The following is a 19,843-nucleotide window of genomic DNA, read 5'->3' as shown; positions in this document are numbered from 1 at the left end:
GGAAAAGGATCGGATGTTGAATGTGCGGCCCATCCATCAGCGGTATCGCCAAGTTGTTTGAAGCAAGTTGGTCCTGAGCGGTTTGATCGAGATCAAGCGGCCATTTCTTCGGTGTAGTCATGCCAGAGGGCAAACGCATGCGCCCTGGCGTGGCGGCAAGACGCGGCATTGATTTTGTGGCGGCGGGAGCGGAAAATCAGGTTGATCTGGTCGTGGGCAGCAAGGAATCTCTGTGCTTGTCGGGGTGACTTGAACTGCCCGAATATCGTCTCCCGCTTTCGGGTCGGCCTGTGCGAGACTTCGACCGCGTTGTTGAGTCCTTTGTGGGCCCGATGCTCGGCGCCCGCCGCCAGGGGTCCGGATCGGCTTGATATAGCTGCGGAGTTTGTCCGTGACCACAACTCTTGGCCTACCGAACCGGGTAATCAGGCCACGCAGGAAACGCCTCGCGGCCTTGGCATTTCGACGTGGCTGAACCAGAATGTCGGGCATATTGCCGTCCGCATCGATGGCCCGCCATAGCCAATGCTTTGTGCCATGGATTGTGATCACGACCTCGTCGACGTGCCACTTGTCGCGAGGCGCAGGCCGATCTCGCCGAACACAATCTGCAAAATGCCGCCCGAAACGATTGACCCAAAGCCGGATTGCTTCCCGGCTGACAATGACACCGCGTTCGGCGAGCAGGTCTTCCACATCGGCGGTGCTGAGCGCAAAGCGATGATAAGCCCACACTGCATAGGCGATGATTTCACGGGCAAAGCGAAAGCCTTTCAGGCGCGGCATTTGATACGGGGTATTCATCCAGCTCGAATAGCCCACGCAGAACGGTCAAACAACATGGCAATACCCTTCGACTTCATCGCTATACCGAAGTTGAACAAGATGCAGTTGCTGGAACTGGCACGTTGCGAATGGATCGAGCGGCGCGAGAACGTCATCGCTCTCGGCTGTTAATTATCGGATCCGTTTGACCCATTTTTCCATTTCGCCGTGATCCACTCAGGGCGTAGAAAGTTTTTTGCGGACAATTAGCTACATCGGATTTGGTGGACTGACGCGAAATGGAAAAATGGGTCAAATCCTGCTGAAACTCAACACCCCAATTCCCATACGCACGCAATTACGGGCCTCGTCGCGGTATCCATAGGCTTATCGGCGCCCCACAGCGTGCGGCGGATATGTTGGCAGAGTACCGACCCCTGGATCCACCAATGCGCCAGAACTGATATGCCGAGATCGCCTGGATGTATGATGATGAAGCCCAACCCGTTGTCATCGCCTTCAGCCAACACGAGCGGCGGTAAATCTTGATCAACAAATGCTTTGGCATCATCAATCATGGAGTTGGTCAGCTCTTTTCCGGCTGCCACAACACCGTAGACCTTGAGCTTAAGATGACCGACGTCCCAAATCCCCAAATGCGCTACGGTTCGCGGGCTATAGATTTCGGTTACCCCAGTGCTCATCGGTAAATCCTCGTTTCCAAATACTCTTCTGCATGGCAGCGAAGAATGTCAACTTGCACACAGGACGCAAAGCCGCCGAGCCGCTCGCTTCGAAAGAACTTGAAGATCCTATGCGGCCTTGAAGTCTTATGTAGGTTTTCTGTTCCGCTGCTACTCAAACCCCGTATCCCGCATTTCTCGACATCGACGCAGGAGGCGTATGACGAATCTCGGCGGTTGTTCTACGTCGGCCTGACCCGTGCTAAGCGCATCCTACTCGTCGCGTCCGATCAGTCCCACTGGAGAAACAAGCCGACCACCTTCATCGCGGAGGCTGGCCTTGGATGAGACTATGCTTCTTACGGGTTTGATTGTCGGTTGCGGTCGGCCGCTTCTTAGAAGTAGGTAGCCACACGGACTATCTCCAACAGGCGCTATACCACCCGTCGGCGTAAGACGAACTGACGGCCCTCGTTTTGCAGTCGCAGTCGGGTAACCTGGACGTTCATATTAAGTTCGTCCACATCGTTCAATCTGAGTGATTTCGTCAGCCGCAGGAGACAGCTGGTATGCCCCATCAACGATTGGGTTCGGAAAAAGCGAGAGCAGATCCTGCGGTGTGGAGCTTAATCTCGTAAGCACGCTTTGCTAACTTTAGCCCCGCCGCTTCTAATTCACGCGACCACTCCTCAATAAACCTATTTGCCGACATGTGCAAAAATGACCTGAATTGTTCAGGTGAAGATGCTACGATTGCTTCCCGAGCTGGACCAGATAAATCCTGCGTTATGTCCGAAGGCGGCTCAACTAGAATGCGGGCTAAAGGTCGCTCGTACTTTTTGAAAGTATTGTATATATTGTTTATATTCAACCCGGAGCTATATCTATTTAGCAAGAAGACCTTGTCAGCATCATCAGAAAGCCTGACCTCCATATATAAAATCACCATTTTAGAATATGCGAATATATCTTCGGCTAAATGTTCTCCGGGATTATCTCTTTGACGGCCTCTGAGATGGGCGACAAGCATGTTGGAATCAAAATGAAAGCCGTCAAGAAAACCATCGAGTAATTTTTCACCGTAGCGAATGACCTCGGGCAAGAACGGCCTAAGATTCCATTCCAGTATATCCATCCTACTTCTCAGTAGATAAAGCAATTTTTCTAGTGCATTTGAAACATCAAAGGCCGCGGCGCGTGAACGCGATGCCGCAGCCGCCAAGACCGATGATGCGGTGCGACAACTCGGTACTGCACTTCAAGAAATGGCGGATGGCAATCTCGGCTTCCGGCTCACCCAGCCTTTCGATGCAGCCCTTGACGCAGTCCGCGTTAATTTCAACCATTCGGCTGAGAAGCTACAGACGACCTTGAAGGCAATCGGCGGTAATGCCTTCTCCATTGATGGCCAAGCGAAAGAGATCAGTGTCGCGTCGAATGATCTCGCGCGAAGAACGGAGCAGCAGGCTGCGGCCCTAGAGGAAACCGCAGCCGCCCTCGAACAGATCTCGACAACGGTGGATGGCGCAACGAAGCGGGCGGAAGAAGCACGCTCGATCGTGGCCAAGACGCGAGAGAATGCCGAGCGATCCGGCGCCGTCGTCGATCGGGCTGTTACGGCGATGGACCAGATCCAAAGATCATCGAGCGAGATAAACAATATTATCAGCGTTATCGATGAGATCGCATTCCAAACCAATCTTCTCGCGCTGAACGCGGGCGTTGAAGCGGCACGCGCTGGTGAAGCCGGCAAGGGATTTGCTGTTGTCGCGCAGGAAGTGCGAGAACTGGCACAGCGGTCAGCCAACGCGGCGAAGGAGATCAAGCAACTCATTAATAATTCGACAGAGCAGGTCCGATCAGGGGTGACGCTAGTGGGCGAGACGGGGAAGGCCCTGAGTGAAATCGTGACGGAAGTCCAGGCGATCGACCGACATGTGAACTCGATCGCTGAGACCGCGAAGGAACAGGCGATGGCACTGCGCTCGATCAATACCGCCGTCAATTCCATGGATCAATCAACCCAACAGAATGCCGCGATGGTAGAAGAAACCTCGGCGGCCAGCCAAGCTCTTGCCTCTGAAGCCACATCGCTTTCGGGACAAATCGCACAGTTCCGCTTCGACGGCGGTCCAACGCCCATGCGGGTCGCGGGAGCCGGAGCCCGTCCACAGCCTTCACCCGCTACTGCCATGGTGCACAAAGTTGCCGCAGCCTTCTCACGGGGTAATGGCCGATCATCTGCCGGAGCACTCCAGCAATCGGCAGATTGGGAAGAGTTCTGAGGCCGTTTCCATTTTCAATCTGCACAATGACGTACTGGAGATTAGCGCCTCGTGTCGCCATGAGTAACAAGTCTGCTCATGCCGACAGGAGGCGAGTTCGGACATTTCAATCCAAGGAATTTTTGATGAGCAATATTATCCCCTTTCTCCTCAACCAGGTTTCCGAAGCTTCAAAGCTGGCTGCCGAAGAGGTCAGCCCATTACAGCGGATGGAAAATGTCCGCGCCGAGGTCCAGGCCGTCTTTGCCGGGTTGACCGCCATGCAGGATAAGTTGGCGAATTCTCAGATCTCAGTGGCCTCTGCGCCCAAGCAGGCAACCACGCACAAGCTAGGTGCACAGGGCTGATGGGTTGCACCAAGCCTGAAGTGCCCAGATATCTTCAATTTATAGGGAATACCTATTGCAACACTCAAAAGATACAAATTTTCTCTATCAAATGTCCGTGCTACGGACCTTACGTCAGCAAATGATCGGCATCACGGTGCGCGCCTTCCCAAGCGTCGCCCTGGTGTCCGAAATTTGCACTCATCCATAAAGAATAAGGCAGAGGTGAAGAATTCCATGGACGGAAACCCTACTTCCAACGCCGGCAAATGTCCGGTCATGCACGGCGCGAACACCGCGACCAGCATCACAGTTATGGACTGGTGGCCGAACGCACTGAACCTTGACATCCTTCATCAGCACGACGGCAAGACCAACCCGATGGGGCAAGCCTTCGATTATCGCGAAGAAGTCCAGAAACTCGACGTCGATGCGCTGAAGAAAGACCTTCACGCACTGATGACCGACAGCCAGGAGTGGTGGCCTGCGGATTGGGGCCATTACGGCGGTCTGATGATCCGCATGGCGTGGCACTCAGCCGGATCGTACCGTACGGCCGATGGCCGTGGCGGGGGCGGCACTGGCAACCAGCGTTTCGCACCGCTGAACTCGTGGCCGGACAACGCCAACCTCGACAAGGCCCGCCGTCTGCTGTGGCCGATTAAGAAGAAATACGGCAACAAAATCAGCTGGGCAGACCTGATCATCCTTGCGGGCACCATTGCCTACGAATCGATGGGCTTGAAGACCTTCGGCTTCGGCTTCGGCCGCGCGGACATCTGGCATCCCGAGAAAGATGTCTATTGGGGGTCGGAAAAGGAGTGGCTGAGCAGCACCCGCTACAATAGCGACGATGACCGGGCCTCACTGGAAAACCCGCTGGCAGCGGTGGTGATGGGCCTGATCTACGTCAACCCCGAAGGGGTAAACGGCGAGCCAGACCCGCTGCGCACTGCGCAGGACGTACGCGTCACCTTCGCCCGCATGGCGATGAATGACGAAGAAACCGTTGCGCTGACCGCAGGCGGCCACACCGTGGGCAAGGCACACGGCAATGGCAGTGCCGCCAATCTGGGCCACGACCCGGAAGGCGCGGACGTTGTGGAGCAGGGTCTTGGTTGGATGAACCACAAGACTCGTAGCATTGGCCGTGACACCGTGACCTCGGGCATCGAAGGCGCCTGGACCACGTATCCGACCAAGTGGGACAACGGCTACTTCTACCTGCTCCTGACCTACGACTGGGAGCTGAAAAAATCCCCGGCCGGCGCTTGGCAGTGGGAGCCGATCGACATCAAGGAAGAAGACAAGCCGGTTGACGTCGAGGATCCGTCGATCCGCTACAATCCGATGATGACCGATGCCGACATGGCGATGAAGATGGACCCAGCCTATCGGGAAATCTCGGAACGGTTCTACAACAATCCCGACTACTTCTCGGAAGTCTTTGCCCGCGCCTGGTTCAAGCTGACCCACCGCGACATGGGACCGAAGGTGCGCTACACTGGACCGGACGTGCCGGCCGAAGACCTGATCTGGCAAGATCCAGTTCCAGCGGGCCGCAAGGACTACGACGTGGCTGTCGTGAAGGCGAAGATCGCGGCCAGCGGACTGAGTGTCCCCGACATGGTCGCCACCGCATGGGATAGCGCCCGGACTTTCCGCGGCTCCGACATGCGTGGCGGCGCCAATGGCGCACGTATCCGTTTAGCCCCGCAGAAAGACTGGGAAGGTAATGAACCGACCCGACTTGCGCGAGTGCTATCGGTTCTTGAACCAATCGCCACCGAGACCGGCGCAAGTATCGCCGATGTCATCGTTCTGGCAGGGAACTACGGCGTTGAACAGGCAGCCAAAGCGGCTGGTTTCGACATCAACGTGCCGTTTTCGCCGGGAAGGGGTGACGCTTCGCAAGAACAGACAGATGCCGCGTCTTTCGACGTGCTGGAACCAGTAGCCGACGGCTATCGCAACTGGCTGAAGAAAGACTATGTTGTCAGCGCCGAAGAACTGATGCTGGATCGCACCCAGTTGATGGGGCTAACCGCGCATGAGATGACGGCATTGGTCGGCGGGATGCGCGTCATTGGCACTAACCACGGTGGAACGAAGCATGGCGTCTTCACAGACCGTGTGGGTGCGCTGACTACCGACTTCTTCGTCAACCTGACCGACATGGCTTACAAATGGCTGCCGAAGGGGGCTAACCTCTATGACATCGTGGACCGTAAATCGGGCGCGGTGAAGTGGACGGCGTCCCGGGTTGATCTGGTGTTTGGCTCGAACTCGATCCTGCGCGCTTATGCTGAAATCTATGCCCAGGACGACAACAAGGCAAAGTTCGTGCAAGACTTCGTTGCCGCATGGAGCAAAGTGATGAACGCCGATCGTTTCGATCTTGTCTGATCTGACTAGCCTTCCCCACACCCAAATTTGGTGGGGAAGGCGCCTCTCAACCGCATCGATGTCGCTCAATCTTGATGCCGCCGTGATGTTTTAGACGCGCAGCGGATCGCGGCTGTGCTTGCGAAATCCTAAAATGGTCGAATTACGTATTGGTTGCCGAAAAAGCCGTCTAGCCACCATACAAACTGAGCAGGCTGGGGCTTATATCTGCTCGCGCTCGCCGGGCGTTAGCTTCAGACTGGTCGGCTTCGAAACGAGCGGTGACCGTATCGCCGGTAGCTTGGCGCGCGCCGGCGGCAAGGGGCACTTCGTCCGCGAGGTCGAAGCAGCTTTGGTGTCGGACGCGGCCAATTTGGCGATTCATTGTCTCAAGGACATGCCGGGCAATGAGATAGAGAGTGACGAATTGATAATCGCCGGCTTCCTGCCACGCGAGGATCCAGCGGATGTCTTCATCTCAACTCGGTACGCCTCCATCGCCGACCTTCCTCCTGGGGCTCGGGTTGGGACATCTTCGCCGCGCCGCGCCGCACTGTTGCGCGCGATGCGCCCCGATCTGGAGATCGACGGCGAGTTCCGGGGCAGTATCGATACTCGCATCCAGAAGGTTCGCGACGGTCAGGTCGATGCGACCCTACTGGCTGCGGCTGGTTTGAACCGGGTAGGGGAGACAGTGTTCAATGGTCACCGCCTTACCCCGGAAACTTTCCTTCCTGCCATCGGCCAGGGTACCTTGGCTTTGCAATGTCTTGCGCATGACACGGAGGTACGCGCCATCTGCGAAGCGGCTAACGACCCCGACGCGCAATACGCAGCCGTCGCCGAACGCACCTGCTTAAGGCTCTTGGACGGAGATTGTCACTCGGCGATCGCTGGACTTTGCGCCAGGGCCGACGGGAGGTGGCGGTTCTCGGCGTCGGTCTATCAGTTGGACGGCACTAACAGCGTCGCCGTGGCGCTAGACGTTCTTGACAACGAACCGGCCCAGGCCTTTGGCGGGCGGATGGCGGAAGCCTTGCTGAACGCTGGTGCCGCACTCTTCTTACCAACGCGTGGAGCGAGCGACAGATGAGATTTGCCACGCTTACAAAGATAGGCATGGCTTAATTAATTTGAGGTTTTCATAGTTATGTCCTATATGTTGCCGCGATGAACCTTTCAGGCCTTACACTTCGTGACTTGGAATATGTCGTCACTGTTGCGGAGCTCGGCAGCTTTGTGAAGGCAGCCGAACGATGCGGCGTTTCCCAACCGTCGCTATCTGTCCAGGTCAGCAAACTCGAAGCGCGGCTAGGGAGACCGATTTTCGAGCGAACTACCAGACGGCTGATCGTTACGCCGGACGGCCTGCAATTCGTCGATCAAATGCGTAAGATTATCCTTGAGGCTCGCACGCTGCTCAACCTCTCTCGGCGCTCGTCGGAGCCATTTGGCGGCGCGCTCCGGCTGTCTGCGATAGCGACGCTCGGACCTTATTACTTTCCTCATGTTCTGCAGAACCTACGCACTCAATATCCAGATCTATCGCTAATTCTCGGCGAGGGCACGACAGATGATCTAGTAGCGTTGTTGCTTCTAGGTGAACTTGACGCCGTCCTCATGTCGGCGCCGGTCAGTGAACCGACCCTGATCGAGATGCCGTTGTTCCGCGAGCCTTTTGTCATGGCGTGCCCAACCGGACATTCCGCCGCCACTCCCAATGGAACAGGATGGGTCGGCTTGCAGCCTCGCGAGCGGTTGTTGCTTGAGGAAGGACATTGCCTCCGCGATCAGGCAATTGCCGCATGCGCCGAGATCGACGTGAAAAGCCGACATGCGACCAGCCTCGAGACCCTGAAATATATGGTCGCAGCCGGCGAGGGATGCACGTTGTTACCGGCGTTGGCCGCGACCCAAACCAACGGATTGCAATATGTACCGTTGCCCGCGTCAGACTATTCTCGAACCATTGTGCTTGTTTGGCGGCGATCGGATCCGCGCACCGATGAATTTAACAGCCTTGCACGGCATCTCCAAGAATTCCGGCACCCGGCGATCAGGCTCTGCGCTGGTCCGATCGGATAACTACTCCCTGGCGCTAACGGGACACGTGCTGGATCGGAAAACGCTGAGGACATTGGACAGAGCGAAAGCGCATTTCGCCCGATTTATCGAGGCGGGCGAGCCCGGGGCTCGGCATGGTTTCCGATCAGTACGGTCCAAAGTATCATCGCTCGCGCAACAACGGCGGTGAGGAACTGTTGCCTCAATGGACAATTAGGAGCGCAATGTTGCGGATGGGAGTTGCCCGAAGCGCTTGCGATAGTCTGATGCAAATCGGCCCATATGTGTAAAACCCCATTTTAGTGCAATTTCAGCGACGGTCTGGCCGGGCTCCGCGTAACGAAGCTCCTTGTGTACAGCCTCAAGCCTCAGATGCTGGAGATGGGCTATCGGTGTTGTTACCTTGAACTGTCGGAAACCCTGGTGCAATGTCCGCACGCTGACACCACAGCCCCCGGCGATGTCCTGAATGCTCAAAGGTTTTGAGAGGTTTGCTTCCATGAACTCAATTGCCCTCTTCACATGTCGCGGCAACGGGTAAAAGGGACGGTGTAATTCCTCGGAAAAGCGATGAGGTAAGGTCTCAAGGATCATCTGGGTCAGCGCGTCAGTTAAGCTGGCAAGTGCGAGCGGCGCGCTACGCAAAGGCCCGTCGTTTAAAACCAACCCCGCTTGAAGTGTGGCCGCTATACGCGTAATCGCGACACCCGCTCCCGCCGTCAAATCGATTTCCGGCCGGAAATTGAGGCTTCCGGAAATCGGTATCTCAAGCATATCGCTCAGCCCGTTGCTTAGGGTATTTCGGTCAATGATGATGACGAAATGTTCTCGAGCCCCTAGAAATAAAGTGCTCTCGTACTGCGCACAGTCAGCAATAACCCCCTGTCGCCCCGAGCTAACAATTTCTTTGCCACCCACATGGAAGACAGCGTTGCCGTACCGTGGAAGGAAAATCAGGCAAAGGTCGCTCGCGCCCTCTCGTGTTATGGAGAACTGTCCTTGGTAGCGATTAAGGCCAATGGATAACGCACCGGCGTTTGTAAATCGACATTTGTACAATATGCCAGTTTTGTTGACGGGCCTGGCAGTCAACTTCACAGTTGGGAGCGAAAGCGTAGCAGCGAGCTCGACTGGATCGTTCCCCTCGGCAATGAGAAAGTCGGCTACTTTTGCAGCAGTCATATTGTTCTCCAATAATTTGGAGCGATCATATAGCCTCGGCCTGAGGATAGGAGAAATACGTTGTTGTCAGTGATATAGGCAATTCCTATAGGTAAACCTCAATAGAGTCTCAAGACAACTATGTTGATACTCTTATAGATGCTTATTTTCATCAATGTTACGCTAATACATCTTGATGCTCATATGCATTTTCGCGCGTTTGTTTCGTAATCACTTCAGAGATCAAGCATTCAGATTGATGATGATTTGACATCGACTCTCGTTTTTTCGATTGACAGAAAAGCGCATATGACAAACTTATTTGTATATAACAAATATAGTGACAAATAGGAGGAGTCGTCAACCTAGTTGTCGAGAGCGAGACTTTGGCGATCCGGAAGAACGAAATAGCGGCCCTACCGTACGCGTAGCTCACAGACTAAGTCAGAATCGATGCCCTTCGCCAACGGATTAGCATCTGAGAAATAAGCTAAAGTTCCATAAGCTATCTTATGCATTTTTCTATCCTAGGTTGTTACTTCTAACTGGAGACCTTCTGATGAACTGTCCCACCTGAACATCCGCATGGAGTGACAAATGCAGCATTGGCTGGATAAGCTAACTGACCTCGCCGCAATTGAGGCCGATCAGGATCACATCGAGGAAGCCCTCTCCGGTCTAACGGATCAGATCGGTTTTGTCGGCTACGCCTACCTCAACGTCCAGCCAGGCCATGTGCTGGCAATCACGAACTACCATCCAGAATGGCGATCCCTTTACTTTGAACGAAATTATTCTGGACTAGATCCGGTGGTGAAGCGTGCTAAGTCATTTAAAAAGCTCTTCACTTGGGCAGGTGAACAGGAGGGGCCGCGCCTCCCCAAACCAGAGCGCGCCTTTTATTCACAGGCTGCAGATTTCGGAATCCGTTCGGGCATTACCATTCCAGTCAGAACCGCAAACGGCGCAATGTCTATGTTCACCTTGGCTTCTGAGAAGCCGACGATCGAACTCGACCGAGAGATCGATGCGGTCGATGCCGCAACCGCCGTCGCTCAACTTCACGCCCGTATCGCCTTCATGCAAGCAAGGCCGACTGCCGAGAGCCCGGCCCACCTCGATCCCAAGGAAGCCGCTTATCTCAAATGGATGGCGGTCGGCAAAACCATGGAAGAGGCGGCGGCTCTCGAAGGGGTGAAATACAATAGCGTGCGGGTCAAGCTTGCCGAGACGAAGAAGCGGTTCGACGTCCACACGACAACGCACCTGACCGCTCTGGCGATACGTAGAAAGCTGATTTGATCCTCAGCTCTCGGGGACTTTCGGGATATAGCCGATAATGTCGACCAAGGTGTTCACGACGCTCATCTGAGCATGCATTTCAATGCAAGCCTCAATGTAGGCAAGATGTTGAGCGCCTCCGGCAACGGCTCCAGACTTATAGTCATCCGGCAATGCCTGAAACAACTGGTCAGCTTTTTCCACCAGGCTCCGGTGGGTACGGATTGCGCCCGTGGTGAGTGCCTCGAGGTCCGCCAGAGGCAGCCCGCGAGTGAGCCCAATCACGGCTCGGAGCTCGAGCTTGTCTTGCGGCGGCACGTCTTGAGGTCCCATGTTTTCCATCCCCGTTAAGTCTGCGAATGCTAATCTTTGATCCCAAGCCGGGGTTGGAAACTCTGCCTAGACAGGCCTGTGACCTCTGGTGCTTTAATTCACCGATTTCATCCGCAATCAAAGACATATTTGTAGGTTGCATGGACAAATTGCGCCATTTCCGCAGATGTGCCTGCACGCGAGCGCCTAAAGCGCGCGATTGTATCGTATACTCTGTAGATGAATGCACTGCAACGCGCATGACTCCGAATTATGAATATTCGAGAGACCTTCGCGCTGAATCTGAGGACCCTGCGAAACGCCAAGGGGCTTTCGCAGGAGGAACTCGCGCTCCGCGCAAACGTCCACCGCACCTATGTCAGCTCTCTCGAACGGTGTGTCTATAGCCCGACGATCGATATGGTCGACGGCCTCGCCCAAATCCTTGGTGTAGAAGCGTTCGAAATGCTGGTTTCAAAGCGCAATTCGGGTGAAAAGAAGACGGCCAAGTCCGGTTCCGAATCATCCTCCGCCGTGTGATTTCGACGTGAGTGAAGCTCGCGCTGCTTCAGACAAATTCCGATCATTCTGCCGCGTAAAAGCATAGAGCTTTGCGAGTTCATGGTCCATCTTTGGCGTCTATGCCCTCTGGCAATCGCTGTCGTGTTCCGCTGCAAGGACGCAAAGCATGCGCGCCGTCTCGTAGGATTTTTCGAACGCGGGAACAGGCAGGAACTCGAAGCGCGAATGGAAATTATAAGCGCCGGTGAAGAAATTCGGGGTGGGCAATCCGCGCGCCGACAGCGCCGCCCCGTCGGTCCCTCCACGCATCGGAGTGAGCTTTTTTTCGATTCCAAGCCGATCCAGGGCGCTGAAAAGCAGTTCGGCTGAGCGGTTGTCTCCGTGGAGGTAGTCCCCGATGTTGTGATAGGTATCGGCCACGCTATATTGCACCGATCCTGAAGGGTATTGCGACGCGATCCGTTCCGCGACTTCACCGATACGCCGCTTCCGTTGCTCGAACGCAGCCTTGTCGAAATCACGGATCATGACCTTGAGCCGTGCCTCGCTGTCGTTCGCAACAAGGTCCTTGAACCAGAAATAGCCTTTGCGCTTCTCCGTGCATTCAGGTGTTTCGTTACGGTCGAAATGGGAAATGAAGTCGAGAGCCATCAGCAGCGGATTGACCAGCACACCCTTTGCCGACATCGGATGGGCACTGACGCCGGTAAAGACGATCTCGCCGGATGCGGCATTGAAATTTTCCACAACGACTTCGCCAAGTTCGCAGCAGTCGATGGTGTAGGCGAAGTCGCACGGGAAGCGCCTCAGATCGAGCGCCTTGGCGCCCCGGAGCCCGATCTCCTCATCCGGAACGAAGGCGACGACAATGTCGCCGTGAGGCTGCGATAGCTCAAGCTTGGCTAGGAGGGTCATGATGACCGCAACGGCTGCCTTGTTGTCCGCCCCAAGTACGCTGGTTCCGTCACTGAGGATAATGTCCCCGCCCTGCCAGCCGCGGATTTCCGGATGTTCGGCGACCCGCAACCAGATGTCTTTCTCCGGGTTGAGGCACAGATCCAGCCCCTCGAAACGTTTGATCTGCGGCCGAATGACCGGGGAGAGGCCCACATCGACCGTATCGAGATGTGCGATGAATCCGATGCGCGCAGCGCCCGGCCTGTTGCCCCGCTTTACACCCGTCACGATGGCATGCTCATCGACTACAACATCATCAACGCCGAGGCTGCGCATCTCCTCCGCCAGCACCCTCGCGAGTTCGAGTTGACCCGGAGAAGAGGGTAGATGCGCTGAAGCGGCATTACTCTGGCTCTCAATCGCAACGTAGCGGAAAAACCGGCCGATAAGGTCCTCGCGAATGCCCATCGATTCTTGTTCCGTCGAATACATTCAATTCCCTCATTGGCGACGAATGATGATGCTCTTGGGCGGCGGTATCCTGTGAGCATCCGGCGGCTTAGATGCGAAAAATACCGATCCCGCCTTCCAGTTCGATCTGCACGCCCAGATTTGCGGACTGCTCTCTAAATCGCCGCAGGATTCTCGTCGCACCTCCTCCTGTTGCAAGATGTGGAACCAGCCGGCTTTCGAGCAGGCGATCCTTCAATCCGTCCTCTCCGCCGATCACGACGGGATAGAATCTGATGTCGATCAGATCGTTATCCTGCCCGTAAGAGCACACACCGACAACACTCTCCCATACCTCCGGTGCCAGCCACGTCGATTTTTCCGACCTGACATGGAAGATGAAATTCCCCAGGCTGTAGAAAATCGGGCGGCGGCGATAGATTTCCATGGGTTGAAGCACCGGAGCGCCGTGGCTGACGAACATCGCCGCACCCGCATCGATACACCGTCTTGCAACGGCGCCGACCCAGTCCGGCACCTGGTACCAGTCGGAAGCCCAGTGGTGGTGGTGCAGATAGGCTATGACGAGGAAGCCATCCCCGGCTGCAGAAGAAATCGCCGCTAGGTTCCTGGCAACGTCGTGATCATCGACTTTGACGCTCCTGCCGAAGCTGTTTGATCGTTTGAAGATAGCCCGCGCGATCGCGATCTCGTCCTGCGGATCGACAAGCGGCCGATCGTCCGGCTGGCTGTCATTGGCGAGGTCGATCGGCGTGTAGCCGACATTGTCGCGAATGGAGCAAAGCTGCCCGAAGGCTGCGTCATCGACCTTGATGACCTGCGACAGACGCAGCCGGTTCACGCCGGGGCGTTCAGGCCGGCCGATGTCTGCATTCGCTGCATACATGAAATCGGGGCCTGGACCGCCATCCATCGCGACCATGGCGACACGCCGCCCACTGACCGTTCCAGTGCCGGCCTGCGCAGCCTCAAATTGGTTGCGGCCGAGACCCGCATGGAGGAAGCCTCGTTTCTCCACTTCCTCCAAGGTCGACAGTACGCCGGAGGGGCCAAGATCGAAGGCATGATTGTTCGAGAGCGAAAGTGCCCGAAACCCGGTCGCCTGAAGCGCATCCAGGACGACGGGATCGCTACAGCCGAAGAATGATCCCTTGAGCGGCCAGCCACCATGGCTCCCAAGGATCGTTCCCTCGAAATTGGTGAACGAAAGATCCGCCCGGTGAAGCAGAGCCTGAACTTCCTGAAACGCCGGAGCGCGGATAGCGCGGATAGCGCGGATGTCGTGCTTTATGAGCGACTGGCCCGTAACGGCCAATGTGAACCTGTCTTTCATGTATCACCTTTTGGGGCGGCAAGAGCCGCCAATGTTCGGAAAATGGATGTTGAACGCTGGGCCGCCGGCGCGCAGCTGCGGCCCAGCAGCACTCAACAGGTGAACCGGAGAGGCCGGGCGTCGATGAGGGTGCGCGTGTAGGGATTTTGCGATTGCGAGAAGATGAAGTCGGAGGATCCGAAGTCCTCGATCCGACCATCCTTGAAGATGTAGACGGAACTGCAGAGCTGCTGCACGACGGCAAGGTCGTGCGAGATGAAGATCATCGTCATGTCCCGCTCGGCGATGCTCTCTTTAAGAAGCTTGACGATGTCTGCCTGTACGGACACGTCGAGCGCTGATGTCGGCTCATCTGCAATGATGATCTCAGGCCTCGCCAGCAGCGCCCGCGCAATGCAAACGCGCTGCTTCTGGCCGCCCGACAGCTGATGCGGATATCGGGTGAGCAGGCTCCGGGATAGACCAAGCCGATCCATCATCATGCCCACGTCCGCGGGCTCTTCACCGGGACGCATATCTGCGCCAAAGCGGATGCTTTCGCGCAACGTCTCGTCGATGGTCATCCTGGGATTGAGCGACACAGCGGGATCCTGAAATACCATCTGCACACGGCCAAGGAGCCCATTGCGGCGGCCACTTTTTGAAACATCGAACTCGTTTCGGCCGATCGTCACCCGTCCCACTGAGGCCGTGTCCAGTCCGGCGATGATCCGGCCGAGCGTTGTCTTTCCGCTTCCACTCTCCCCGACAATGCCGGTGATCTCGCCGCGCGACAGCCGTATGCATGCGCCCCGCAACGCAAACTTTGCCGCGTTTCGGCCACGGCCCCATGAGAACCCTTGCGAGGAGAAGGTTTTCGAAACACCCTCTGCAACGAGAAGCACGTTGTCGCCCTCCCCGCCATCGGAGGACATGGTCCGGCTGCCGTTAGCTTCCGCGTCCACTACCGCTGTCGAGATCCGCAGGCGCGGGACCGCGGCAAGCAGACTGCGCGTGTAGTCGTTCCTGGGCGCATCCAGAATGGTCGCGGTGTGATCCTGTTCCACCACCTGACCCTTTTTCATGACGAGAACCCGGTCGGTGATTTCGGAAACCACGCCCATGTCGTGGGTGACCAGGATGATGGAGACGCCCGTCTCATCGACGAGGGTTCGAAGGAGTTTGAGAATCTGCTTCTGGACCGTGGCATCCAGTGCCGAGGTCGGCTCGTCGGCGATGATAATTTCGGGCGATCCCGCCAGTGCGATCGCAATGACCGCCCGTTGTCTTTGCCCTCCGGAGAACTGATGTGGATAATTGCCGTACCGACGCTGCGGCTCCGGAATACCGACGCGGGCCATAAGCTCGACCGCGCGCATGCGAGCGTCGCGTCTCGAGACAGAGCTGTCGACGGCGAGGATCGTTTCCTCCACCTGTGCGCCGACGCTCATCAGAGGGTCGAGCGAGGCGGTATGATCCTGGAAGATGGCGGAGATCCGCCGTCCTCGGATAGCGCCCTGCCCCTCTCCCGTGGCGTCGATCGGTTTGCCGTCGAATTCGATCGTGCCCGACGTCTGCTCAAACTCAGGACTAAGCAAGCCGAGGATTGCATTGCCTACTGTCGATTTTCCGGCCCCCGATTCACCGATGATGCCAAGGATCTCTCCGCGCCCAAGCTCGAAACCCACATCTTGCAGGATCGTTACCGGTCCGGATTCGGAGAGATGTTGAAGACCGAGGTTCTTCACCCGAAGCAGAGGCGTTTTTCCAGTTTCGAAAGTCATGCCGGACGGCTCCTTGGGTCGAGTCGAAGACGAACGTCTTCACCGACGAGGTTGATGCTTGCGATCAGACCGAAGAGGGCCAGCCCGGGAAAAAGGCTGATCCAGTACTGGCCGGTCAGAAGGTATTGGAAGCCATTTGCGACTGTGGAGCCCAGGGAAGGCTTGTCGATTGGAACACCGAGGCCAAGAAAGGACAGGGTCGCTTCCAGCGCGATCGCATGGCCGACTTCGATCGGGATCAAGGTCACCGCCGGCGCGATGCTGTTCGGAAGCAGGTGACGAAAGATGATCCTGGATGTCGGCAACCGCATCAGCCGGGCCGCGTCCATGTAGGACTTGTTGGTCTCGCTGAGCGCCACGCTGCGCGCCAACCGGGCATAGCTTGCCCACTGGGCGATGATCAGCGCCAGAATGATCCGGTCTATGCCGGGGCCAAGCGTGACGATCGCGATCAGGGCGACCAGGATCGTCGGTAGGCTGAGCTGAAGATCAACGAGCCGCATGATGGCGACGTCCGCCCACTTGCCGAAATAGGCGGCGCTGACGCCGGCCGTCAGCCCGATCAGGGCGGCGATCGCAGCGCTTGTGACAGACACCACCAAGCTGATCCGCAAGCCGTAGAGGATACAGCTGACGATATCCCTGCCGAGCCCATCCGTTCCAAGCAAGTAAAGATAGCCACCGCTCCCCCACGTGCCCGGAGGAGAAGACGCCTCCCATCCGTAGATTTGCAGGGGGTCGTAGGGGTTTTGCGGCGCAATCGCCGGTGCGGCGATAGCAAACAGGATATAGGCTACAAGTAGGATCTTGGACACATCTGGCATCGGCCATTGAGGACGCCGGTTCAACGCCCGGAGAATATGAGCTTTCATGGCAGTTCCCTTTATGAGGCCAGGCGCACGCGAGGGTCGAGCACGGCATGGAAGAGGTCGACAAAGGCATTCAGGGCCACAAACGCGACCGAGATGAAGGTCAGTGTCGCCATGACCACCGGCCTATCGAGAAGCTGGATGGAGTCGATCAGGAGCTTGCCGACGCCCGGCCACGAGAAAATCGATTCCACCACCACCGCAAAGGCGAGCATGCCGCCGAATTGCAGGCCGATGATCGTCACGATCGGCATGCTGATGTTCGGCAGGGTGTGGCGGAGCAGGATCCTTCGTGAAGAAAGCCCCTTCGCACGGCAAAACCTCGTAAAATCCAGGCTCTCGACTTCGATCGTGCCCGATCGTGAAAGCCGCGCGATAAGCGCAATGTTCGGGATCGCGAGCGCAAGCACGGGAAGAACCATGTGCCACAACCCGTCCCATGTAAGGACGCTCCATTCCTGCCCGAGGAAACTTGCCGTCGCACCCCTGCCCCCGGATGGAAACCAGCCTGTCAGGATGGCGCCGGTGAGGATCAGCATCATGCTCAGCCAGAATGATGGAACGCTCAGTGCGAATACACTCGATCTGAGAACAGTCCGGTCGAGCAGCGTGCCCTTCCTCCGGCCGGCCAGGAGCCCCACTCCTGTTCCGGCCGGAGCCGCGATGAGCATCGCGATACATGCGAGCTCGAGGGTCGCGGGAAGCTTGCTCATGACCAGCTTGAGGGCCGGCAAATGATAGATGTATGAGGTCCCGAAGTTTCCCTGGACGACGTTGCCGATGAAGAGGAAGTACTGGCGCCAGATCGGCTGATCCAGTCCCAGCGCGACGGTCGCTCGCTGGATATCCTCAGGTGTGGCGGTTTCGATATTGACGATGTTGAAGACCGGATTGCCGATGCTGTGAATGCCGATGAATCCGATCAACGACATCGCAAGGAGGAGAAGGAAGGCTTGGCCCAGTCTTCCCAATGCAGATGAAATCAAGGGCATGATCGTTCACTCCGTCGCTGGAAGCGTCTGCATCGCGGTCGTCCAGCCGCGTGGATGCATCACATAGGAGCCAACCCGCGGGCCGTAACCGACGATATGATGGAAGTGATAGAGCGGGATGATCGGCTGGTCGGCCATCACGACATCCGTCGCGTCGGCGAGCGCCTTGTTCCGCTCGGGGCCTTCCTGGATGCTTTCCGCCTTCGCAAGCATCGCGTCAAAAGCCTCGTTGCGATAGTGCCCGAAGTTCAAGGCGCCGGTCCCACGTTCGGGATTTGGCGAGGCCAGGAGAGCGTGGAGAATGATGTCGACCGCCTCGCCGGATGTGCCGCCGTACCAGACGACATAGTCGCCGCTAGCACGCTTGGTATTGAAGACCGAAAATGGAAAGGCGGCAGGCTGGACGCTGACCCCGATACGGGCCCAGCTTTGCGCGATCGCCTGGAGACTCTCGCCGTCGCCGGGATAACGGCCGGTAGGTCCGGCGAGAACAACGTTGAAGCCGTTCGGAAATCCAGCCTTTGCGAGAAGCGCTTTCGCTTCATCGTAGTTGGGGGCCTCCGGCTTCAGATTTTCCGAAGTGCCCGGAAGACCGCCCGGGAAAACCTGTGCCGCGGCCGTTCCGTAACCGGCGAGGATCTTGTCGACGAGAATGCCGCGATCCGTTGCCATCGCAAGCGCGCGGCGGACCAAGGGATTCTTGAAGGGGTTGGCGATCTGCTCGCCGGATTTGCCGGTCACGCCGGGAACGGTCTCTCTTTCCAAGTTGAACTGCAGGAAATTGACGCGCGCCGCACTGACGCTCTCGATCTTGGCACCTCGCTGTTTGAGCGAAGCCACGTCCCGTGCCGGAATGGCATCCGCAAGATCGACATCTCCGGTGGTCAACGCCGCCACCCGCGCCGCCGGGTTCTCGATGATCCGGAACGTCACCGCCGACCAGGCGGGCCTGCGGCCCCAATAGTCGTCATTCCTCGTGAGCTTCAGCATCTCGCCGGAACTCCAGCTCTCGAACTTGTAAGGCCCTGTGCCGTCGGGAGGGCTGCCGGCGTTGAGTTCCTCGGTGGTCTGGAACCCCTGCCCCGGCCGATGCATAACGAAGATCGAGGAAAACGACAGCGGCAGGTTGGGGACATTGCTGTTCGTATCGATGACGACGGTGAGAGGGTCGGACGCCGAAACTGCTTTGATCTCGCTGACATAGGATCGAAAGCCGCCGCTTGGTGGTTTGAGGAAATCCCGGATCCGCTCGATCGTGTAGACGACATCGTCTGCGGTAAACGGCGAACCATCATGAAAGCGGACATGTTCCCGCAGTTTAAATTCCCATTGCGTGCCAGACATCGCCCGCCAGGAAACGGCAAGGCCGGGCTTCAGGTCGAGGCGCTCGTCCTGGTAGACCAGACGCTCGTAGATATGGGAGAGCAACGAGGTATTCTCGTTGAGATTTGCGTAATGCGGGTCGAGCGTCATCAGCTTGTAGGACGTCGCGATGCGAAGCTCCTGTGCCTGTGCCGGCCCCAAAGGAACACTCCAGACCGCAAGCACGATCAGCAACGCGGACGGCAAAAACGAACGCAACGGATTTCTCAGTTTCATGGTGAAGTTCCCATTTTTTGATTCTTTGCCGCAACCGGCACCCCGCGGCGGAACGGTTCCCACCGCGCATTCATCACTGGAACGATGTCTTCAAAGGTTCGGTCCGCACTGTTTTTGTAGAGTATGCTCTGCAGG

General features: G+C 57.0%; 17 protein-coding genes and 3 pseudogenes. 9 read left to right on the top strand and 11 right to left on the bottom strand.

Going from position 1 to position 19,843, the window contains the following annotated elements; all coding sequences use genetic code 11:
- Window positions 1–92: 92 nt before the first annotated feature.
- Window positions 93–804 (bottom strand): annotated as a pseudogene (locus J3R84_RS38255) (IS6 family transposase).
- A 48-nt stretch (window positions 805–852) separates the two neighbouring features.
- Between J3R84_RS38255 and J3R84_RS38250 the strand changes: the two are divergent.
- A pseudogene (locus J3R84_RS38250) lies at window positions 853–951 on the top strand (AAA family ATPase); the annotation flags it as partial.
- 143 nt (window positions 952–1,094) lie between these two features.
- On the opposite strand, the gene J3R84_RS38245 reads toward J3R84_RS38250, so the two are convergent.
- Complete coding sequence (locus J3R84_RS38245; protein ID WP_203529980.1) at window positions 1,095–1,469, bottom strand: hypothetical protein; 375 nt, start codon at window positions 1,467–1,469, stop codon at window positions 1,095–1,097.
- A 45-nt stretch (window positions 1,470–1,514) separates the two neighbouring features.
- Between J3R84_RS38245 and J3R84_RS38240 the strand changes: the two genes are divergently transcribed.
- Window positions 1,515–1,796: a 3'-5' exonuclease gene (locus tag J3R84_RS38240; RefSeq protein ID WP_225906554.1), complete on the top strand. Its 282-nt coding sequence runs from the start codon at window positions 1,515–1,517 to the stop codon at window positions 1,794–1,796.
- A 229-nt stretch (window positions 1,797–2,025) separates the two neighbouring features.
- Here the strand turns inward: J3R84_RS38240 and J3R84_RS38235 are convergent, their stop codons facing one another.
- Entirely contained in the window at window positions 2,026–2,583 is a 558-nt protein-coding gene (locus J3R84_RS38235) for a lantibiotic dehydratase C-terminal domain-containing protein (RefSeq protein WP_203529979.1), read from the bottom strand.
- Between the two features lie 40 nt (window positions 2,584–2,623).
- Between J3R84_RS38235 and J3R84_RS38230 the strand changes: the two are divergent.
- The 5 genes and pseudogenes from J3R84_RS38230 to J3R84_RS38210 form a co-directional block, all read left to right on the top strand.
- Window positions 2,624–3,733 (top strand): annotated as a pseudogene (locus J3R84_RS38230) (methyl-accepting chemotaxis protein); the annotation flags it as partial.
- Between the two features lie 125 nt (window positions 3,734–3,858).
- Window positions 3,859–4,080 carry a hypothetical protein gene (locus J3R84_RS38225; RefSeq protein ID WP_203529978.1) on the top strand — a complete coding sequence of 74 codons (222 nt, stop codon included), beginning with the start codon at window positions 3,859–3,861 and terminating at the stop codon, window positions 4,078–4,080.
- Between the two features lie 216 nt (window positions 4,081–4,296).
- Complete coding sequence (gene katG / locus J3R84_RS38220; RefSeq protein ID WP_203529977.1) at window positions 4,297–6,465, top strand: catalase/peroxidase HPI; 2,169 nt, start codon at window positions 4,297–4,299, stop codon at window positions 6,463–6,465.
- Window positions 6,466–6,598: 133 nt separating this feature from the next.
- Window positions 6,599–7,537 (top strand): hydroxymethylbilane synthase, encoded by a 939-nt coding sequence (gene hemC / locus J3R84_RS38215; RefSeq protein WP_203529976.1) that lies wholly within the window; start codon window positions 6,599–6,601, stop codon window positions 7,535–7,537.
- A gap of 77 nt (window positions 7,538–7,614) precedes the next feature.
- Window positions 7,615–8,529 (top strand): LysR substrate-binding domain-containing protein, encoded by a 915-nt coding sequence (locus tag J3R84_RS38210; RefSeq protein ID WP_203529975.1) that lies wholly within the window; start codon window positions 7,615–7,617, stop codon window positions 8,527–8,529.
- Between the two features lie 192 nt (window positions 8,530–8,721).
- Here J3R84_RS38210 and J3R84_RS38205 read toward each other — a convergent pair whose 3' ends face one another.
- Window positions 8,722–9,690 (bottom strand): AraC family transcriptional regulator, encoded by a 969-nt coding sequence (locus J3R84_RS38205; RefSeq protein WP_203529974.1) that lies wholly within the window; start codon window positions 9,688–9,690, stop codon window positions 8,722–8,724.
- Between the two features lie 576 nt (window positions 9,691–10,266).
- On the opposite strand from J3R84_RS38205, the gene traR reads away from it, so the two are divergent.
- Window positions 10,267–10,971, top strand: a complete 705-nt coding sequence (gene traR, locus J3R84_RS38200; protein ID WP_203529507.1) for an autoinducer-binding transcriptional regulator TraR — start codon at window positions 10,267–10,269, stop codon at window positions 10,969–10,971.
- Between the two features lie 3 nt (window positions 10,972–10,974).
- Here the strand turns inward: traR and J3R84_RS38195 are convergent, their stop codons facing one another.
- The gene (locus tag J3R84_RS38195; protein ID WP_203529509.1) at window positions 10,975–11,283 is read right to left on the bottom strand and encodes a transcriptional repressor TraM; all 309 of its coding nucleotides are present in this window, start codon (window positions 11,281–11,283) and stop codon (window positions 10,975–10,977) included.
- A gap of 252 nt (window positions 11,284–11,535) precedes the next feature.
- Between J3R84_RS38195 and J3R84_RS38190 the strand changes: the two genes are divergently transcribed.
- Window positions 11,536–11,802 (top strand): helix-turn-helix domain-containing protein, encoded by a 267-nt coding sequence (locus J3R84_RS38190; RefSeq protein ID WP_203529511.1) that lies wholly within the window; start codon window positions 11,536–11,538, stop codon window positions 11,800–11,802.
- Between the two features lie 99 nt (window positions 11,803–11,901).
- Here J3R84_RS38190 and pepT read toward each other — a convergent pair whose 3' ends face one another.
- The 6 genes from pepT to J3R84_RS38160 form a co-directional block, all read right to left on the bottom strand.
- Window positions 11,902–13,149 (bottom strand): peptidase T, encoded by a 1,248-nt coding sequence (gene pepT, locus J3R84_RS38185; protein WP_203529593.1) that lies wholly within the window; start codon window positions 13,147–13,149, stop codon window positions 11,902–11,904.
- A 91-nt stretch (window positions 13,150–13,240) separates the two neighbouring features.
- Window positions 13,241–14,485, bottom strand: coding sequence for a CapA family protein (locus tag J3R84_RS38180; RefSeq protein ID WP_203529513.1), 1,245 nt, complete (start codon window positions 14,483–14,485; stop codon window positions 13,241–13,243).
- 92 nt (window positions 14,486–14,577) lie between these two features.
- Complete coding sequence (locus tag J3R84_RS38175; protein WP_203529515.1) at window positions 14,578–16,248, bottom strand: dipeptide ABC transporter ATP-binding protein; 1,671 nt, start codon at window positions 16,246–16,248, stop codon at window positions 14,578–14,580.
- The gene (locus tag J3R84_RS38170) at window positions 16,245–17,120 is read right to left on the bottom strand and encodes an ABC transporter permease (RefSeq protein WP_203529517.1); all 876 of its coding nucleotides are present in this window, start codon (window positions 17,118–17,120) and stop codon (window positions 16,245–16,247) included. The genes J3R84_RS38175 and J3R84_RS38170 overlap by 4 nt, the downstream gene beginning before the upstream one ends.
- An 11-nt stretch (window positions 17,121–17,131) precedes the next feature.
- On the bottom strand, window positions 17,132–18,109 hold the full coding sequence (locus J3R84_RS38165; RefSeq protein WP_203529519.1) for an ABC transporter permease: 978 nt from the start codon (window positions 18,107–18,109) through the stop codon (window positions 17,132–17,134).
- 6 nt (window positions 18,110–18,115) lie between these two features.
- On the bottom strand, window positions 18,116–19,708 hold the full coding sequence (locus J3R84_RS38160) for an ABC transporter substrate-binding protein (RefSeq protein WP_203529520.1): 1,593 nt from the start codon (window positions 19,706–19,708) through the stop codon (window positions 18,116–18,118).
- Window positions 19,709–19,843 lie beyond the last annotated feature (135 nt).

This window comes from Ensifer canadensis (assembly GCF_017488845.2).
GTDB classification, from domain to species: domain Bacteria; phylum Pseudomonadota; class Alphaproteobacteria; order Rhizobiales; family Rhizobiaceae; genus Ensifer; species Ensifer canadensis.
The sequence above is the reverse complement of the archived record's forward strand: the minus strand, read 5'-3'. Positions and strand labels throughout refer to the sequence as shown.

Bases quoted from the DNA above. Each gene is read 5' to 3' on its own strand.
- J3R84_RS38245 (WP_203529980.1), bottom strand. From the start codon at position 1,469: ATGAGCACTGGGGTAACCGAAATCTATAGCCCGCGAACCGTAGCGCAT.
- J3R84_RS38240 (WP_225906554.1), top strand. From the start codon at position 1,515: ATGTCAACTTGCACACAGGACGCAAAGCCGCCGAGCCGCTCGCTTCGA.
- J3R84_RS38235 (WP_203529979.1), bottom strand. From the start codon at position 2,583: ATGGATATACTGGAATGGAATCTTAGGCCGTTCTTGCCCGAGGTCATT.
- J3R84_RS38225 (WP_203529978.1), top strand. From the start codon at position 3,859: ATGAGCAATATTATCCCCTTTCTCCTCAACCAGGTTTCCGAAGCTTCA.
- katG (WP_203529977.1), top strand. From the start codon at position 4,297: ATGGACGGAAACCCTACTTCCAACGCCGGCAAATGTCCGGTCATGCAC.
- hemC (WP_203529976.1), top strand. From the start codon at position 6,599: ATGGTCGAATTACGTATTGGTTGCCGAAAAAGCCGTCTAGCCACCATA.
- J3R84_RS38210 (WP_203529975.1), top strand. From the start codon at position 7,615: ATGAACCTTTCAGGCCTTACACTTCGTGACTTGGAATATGTCGTCACT.
- J3R84_RS38205 (WP_203529974.1), bottom strand. From the start codon at position 9,690: ATGACTGCTGCAAAAGTAGCCGACTTTCTCATTGCCGAGGGGAACGAT.
- traR (WP_203529507.1), top strand. From the start codon at position 10,267: ATGCAGCATTGGCTGGATAAGCTAACTGACCTCGCCGCAATTGAGGCC.
- J3R84_RS38195 (WP_203529509.1), bottom strand. From the start codon at position 11,283: ATGGGACCTCAAGACGTGCCGCCGCAAGACAAGCTCGAGCTCCGAGCC.
- J3R84_RS38190 (WP_203529511.1), top strand. From the start codon at position 11,536: ATGAATATTCGAGAGACCTTCGCGCTGAATCTGAGGACCCTGCGAAAC.
- pepT (WP_203529593.1), bottom strand. From the start codon at position 13,149: ATGGGCATTCGCGAGGACCTTATCGGCCGGTTTTTCCGCTACGTTGCG.
- J3R84_RS38180 (WP_203529513.1), bottom strand. From the start codon at position 14,485: ATGAAAGACAGGTTCACATTGGCCGTTACGGGCCAGTCGCTCATAAAG.
- J3R84_RS38175 (WP_203529515.1), bottom strand. From the start codon at position 16,248: ATGACTTTCGAAACTGGAAAAACGCCTCTGCTTCGGGTGAAGAACCTC.
- J3R84_RS38170 (WP_203529517.1), bottom strand. From the start codon at position 17,120: ATGAAAGCTCATATTCTCCGGGCGTTGAACCGGCGTCCTCAATGGCCG.
- J3R84_RS38165 (WP_203529519.1), bottom strand. From the start codon at position 18,109: ATGCCCTTGATTTCATCTGCATTGGGAAGACTGGGCCAAGCCTTCCTT.
- J3R84_RS38160 (WP_203529520.1), bottom strand. From the start codon at position 19,708: ATGAAACTGAGAAATCCGTTGCGTTCGTTTTTGCCGTCCGCGTTGCTG.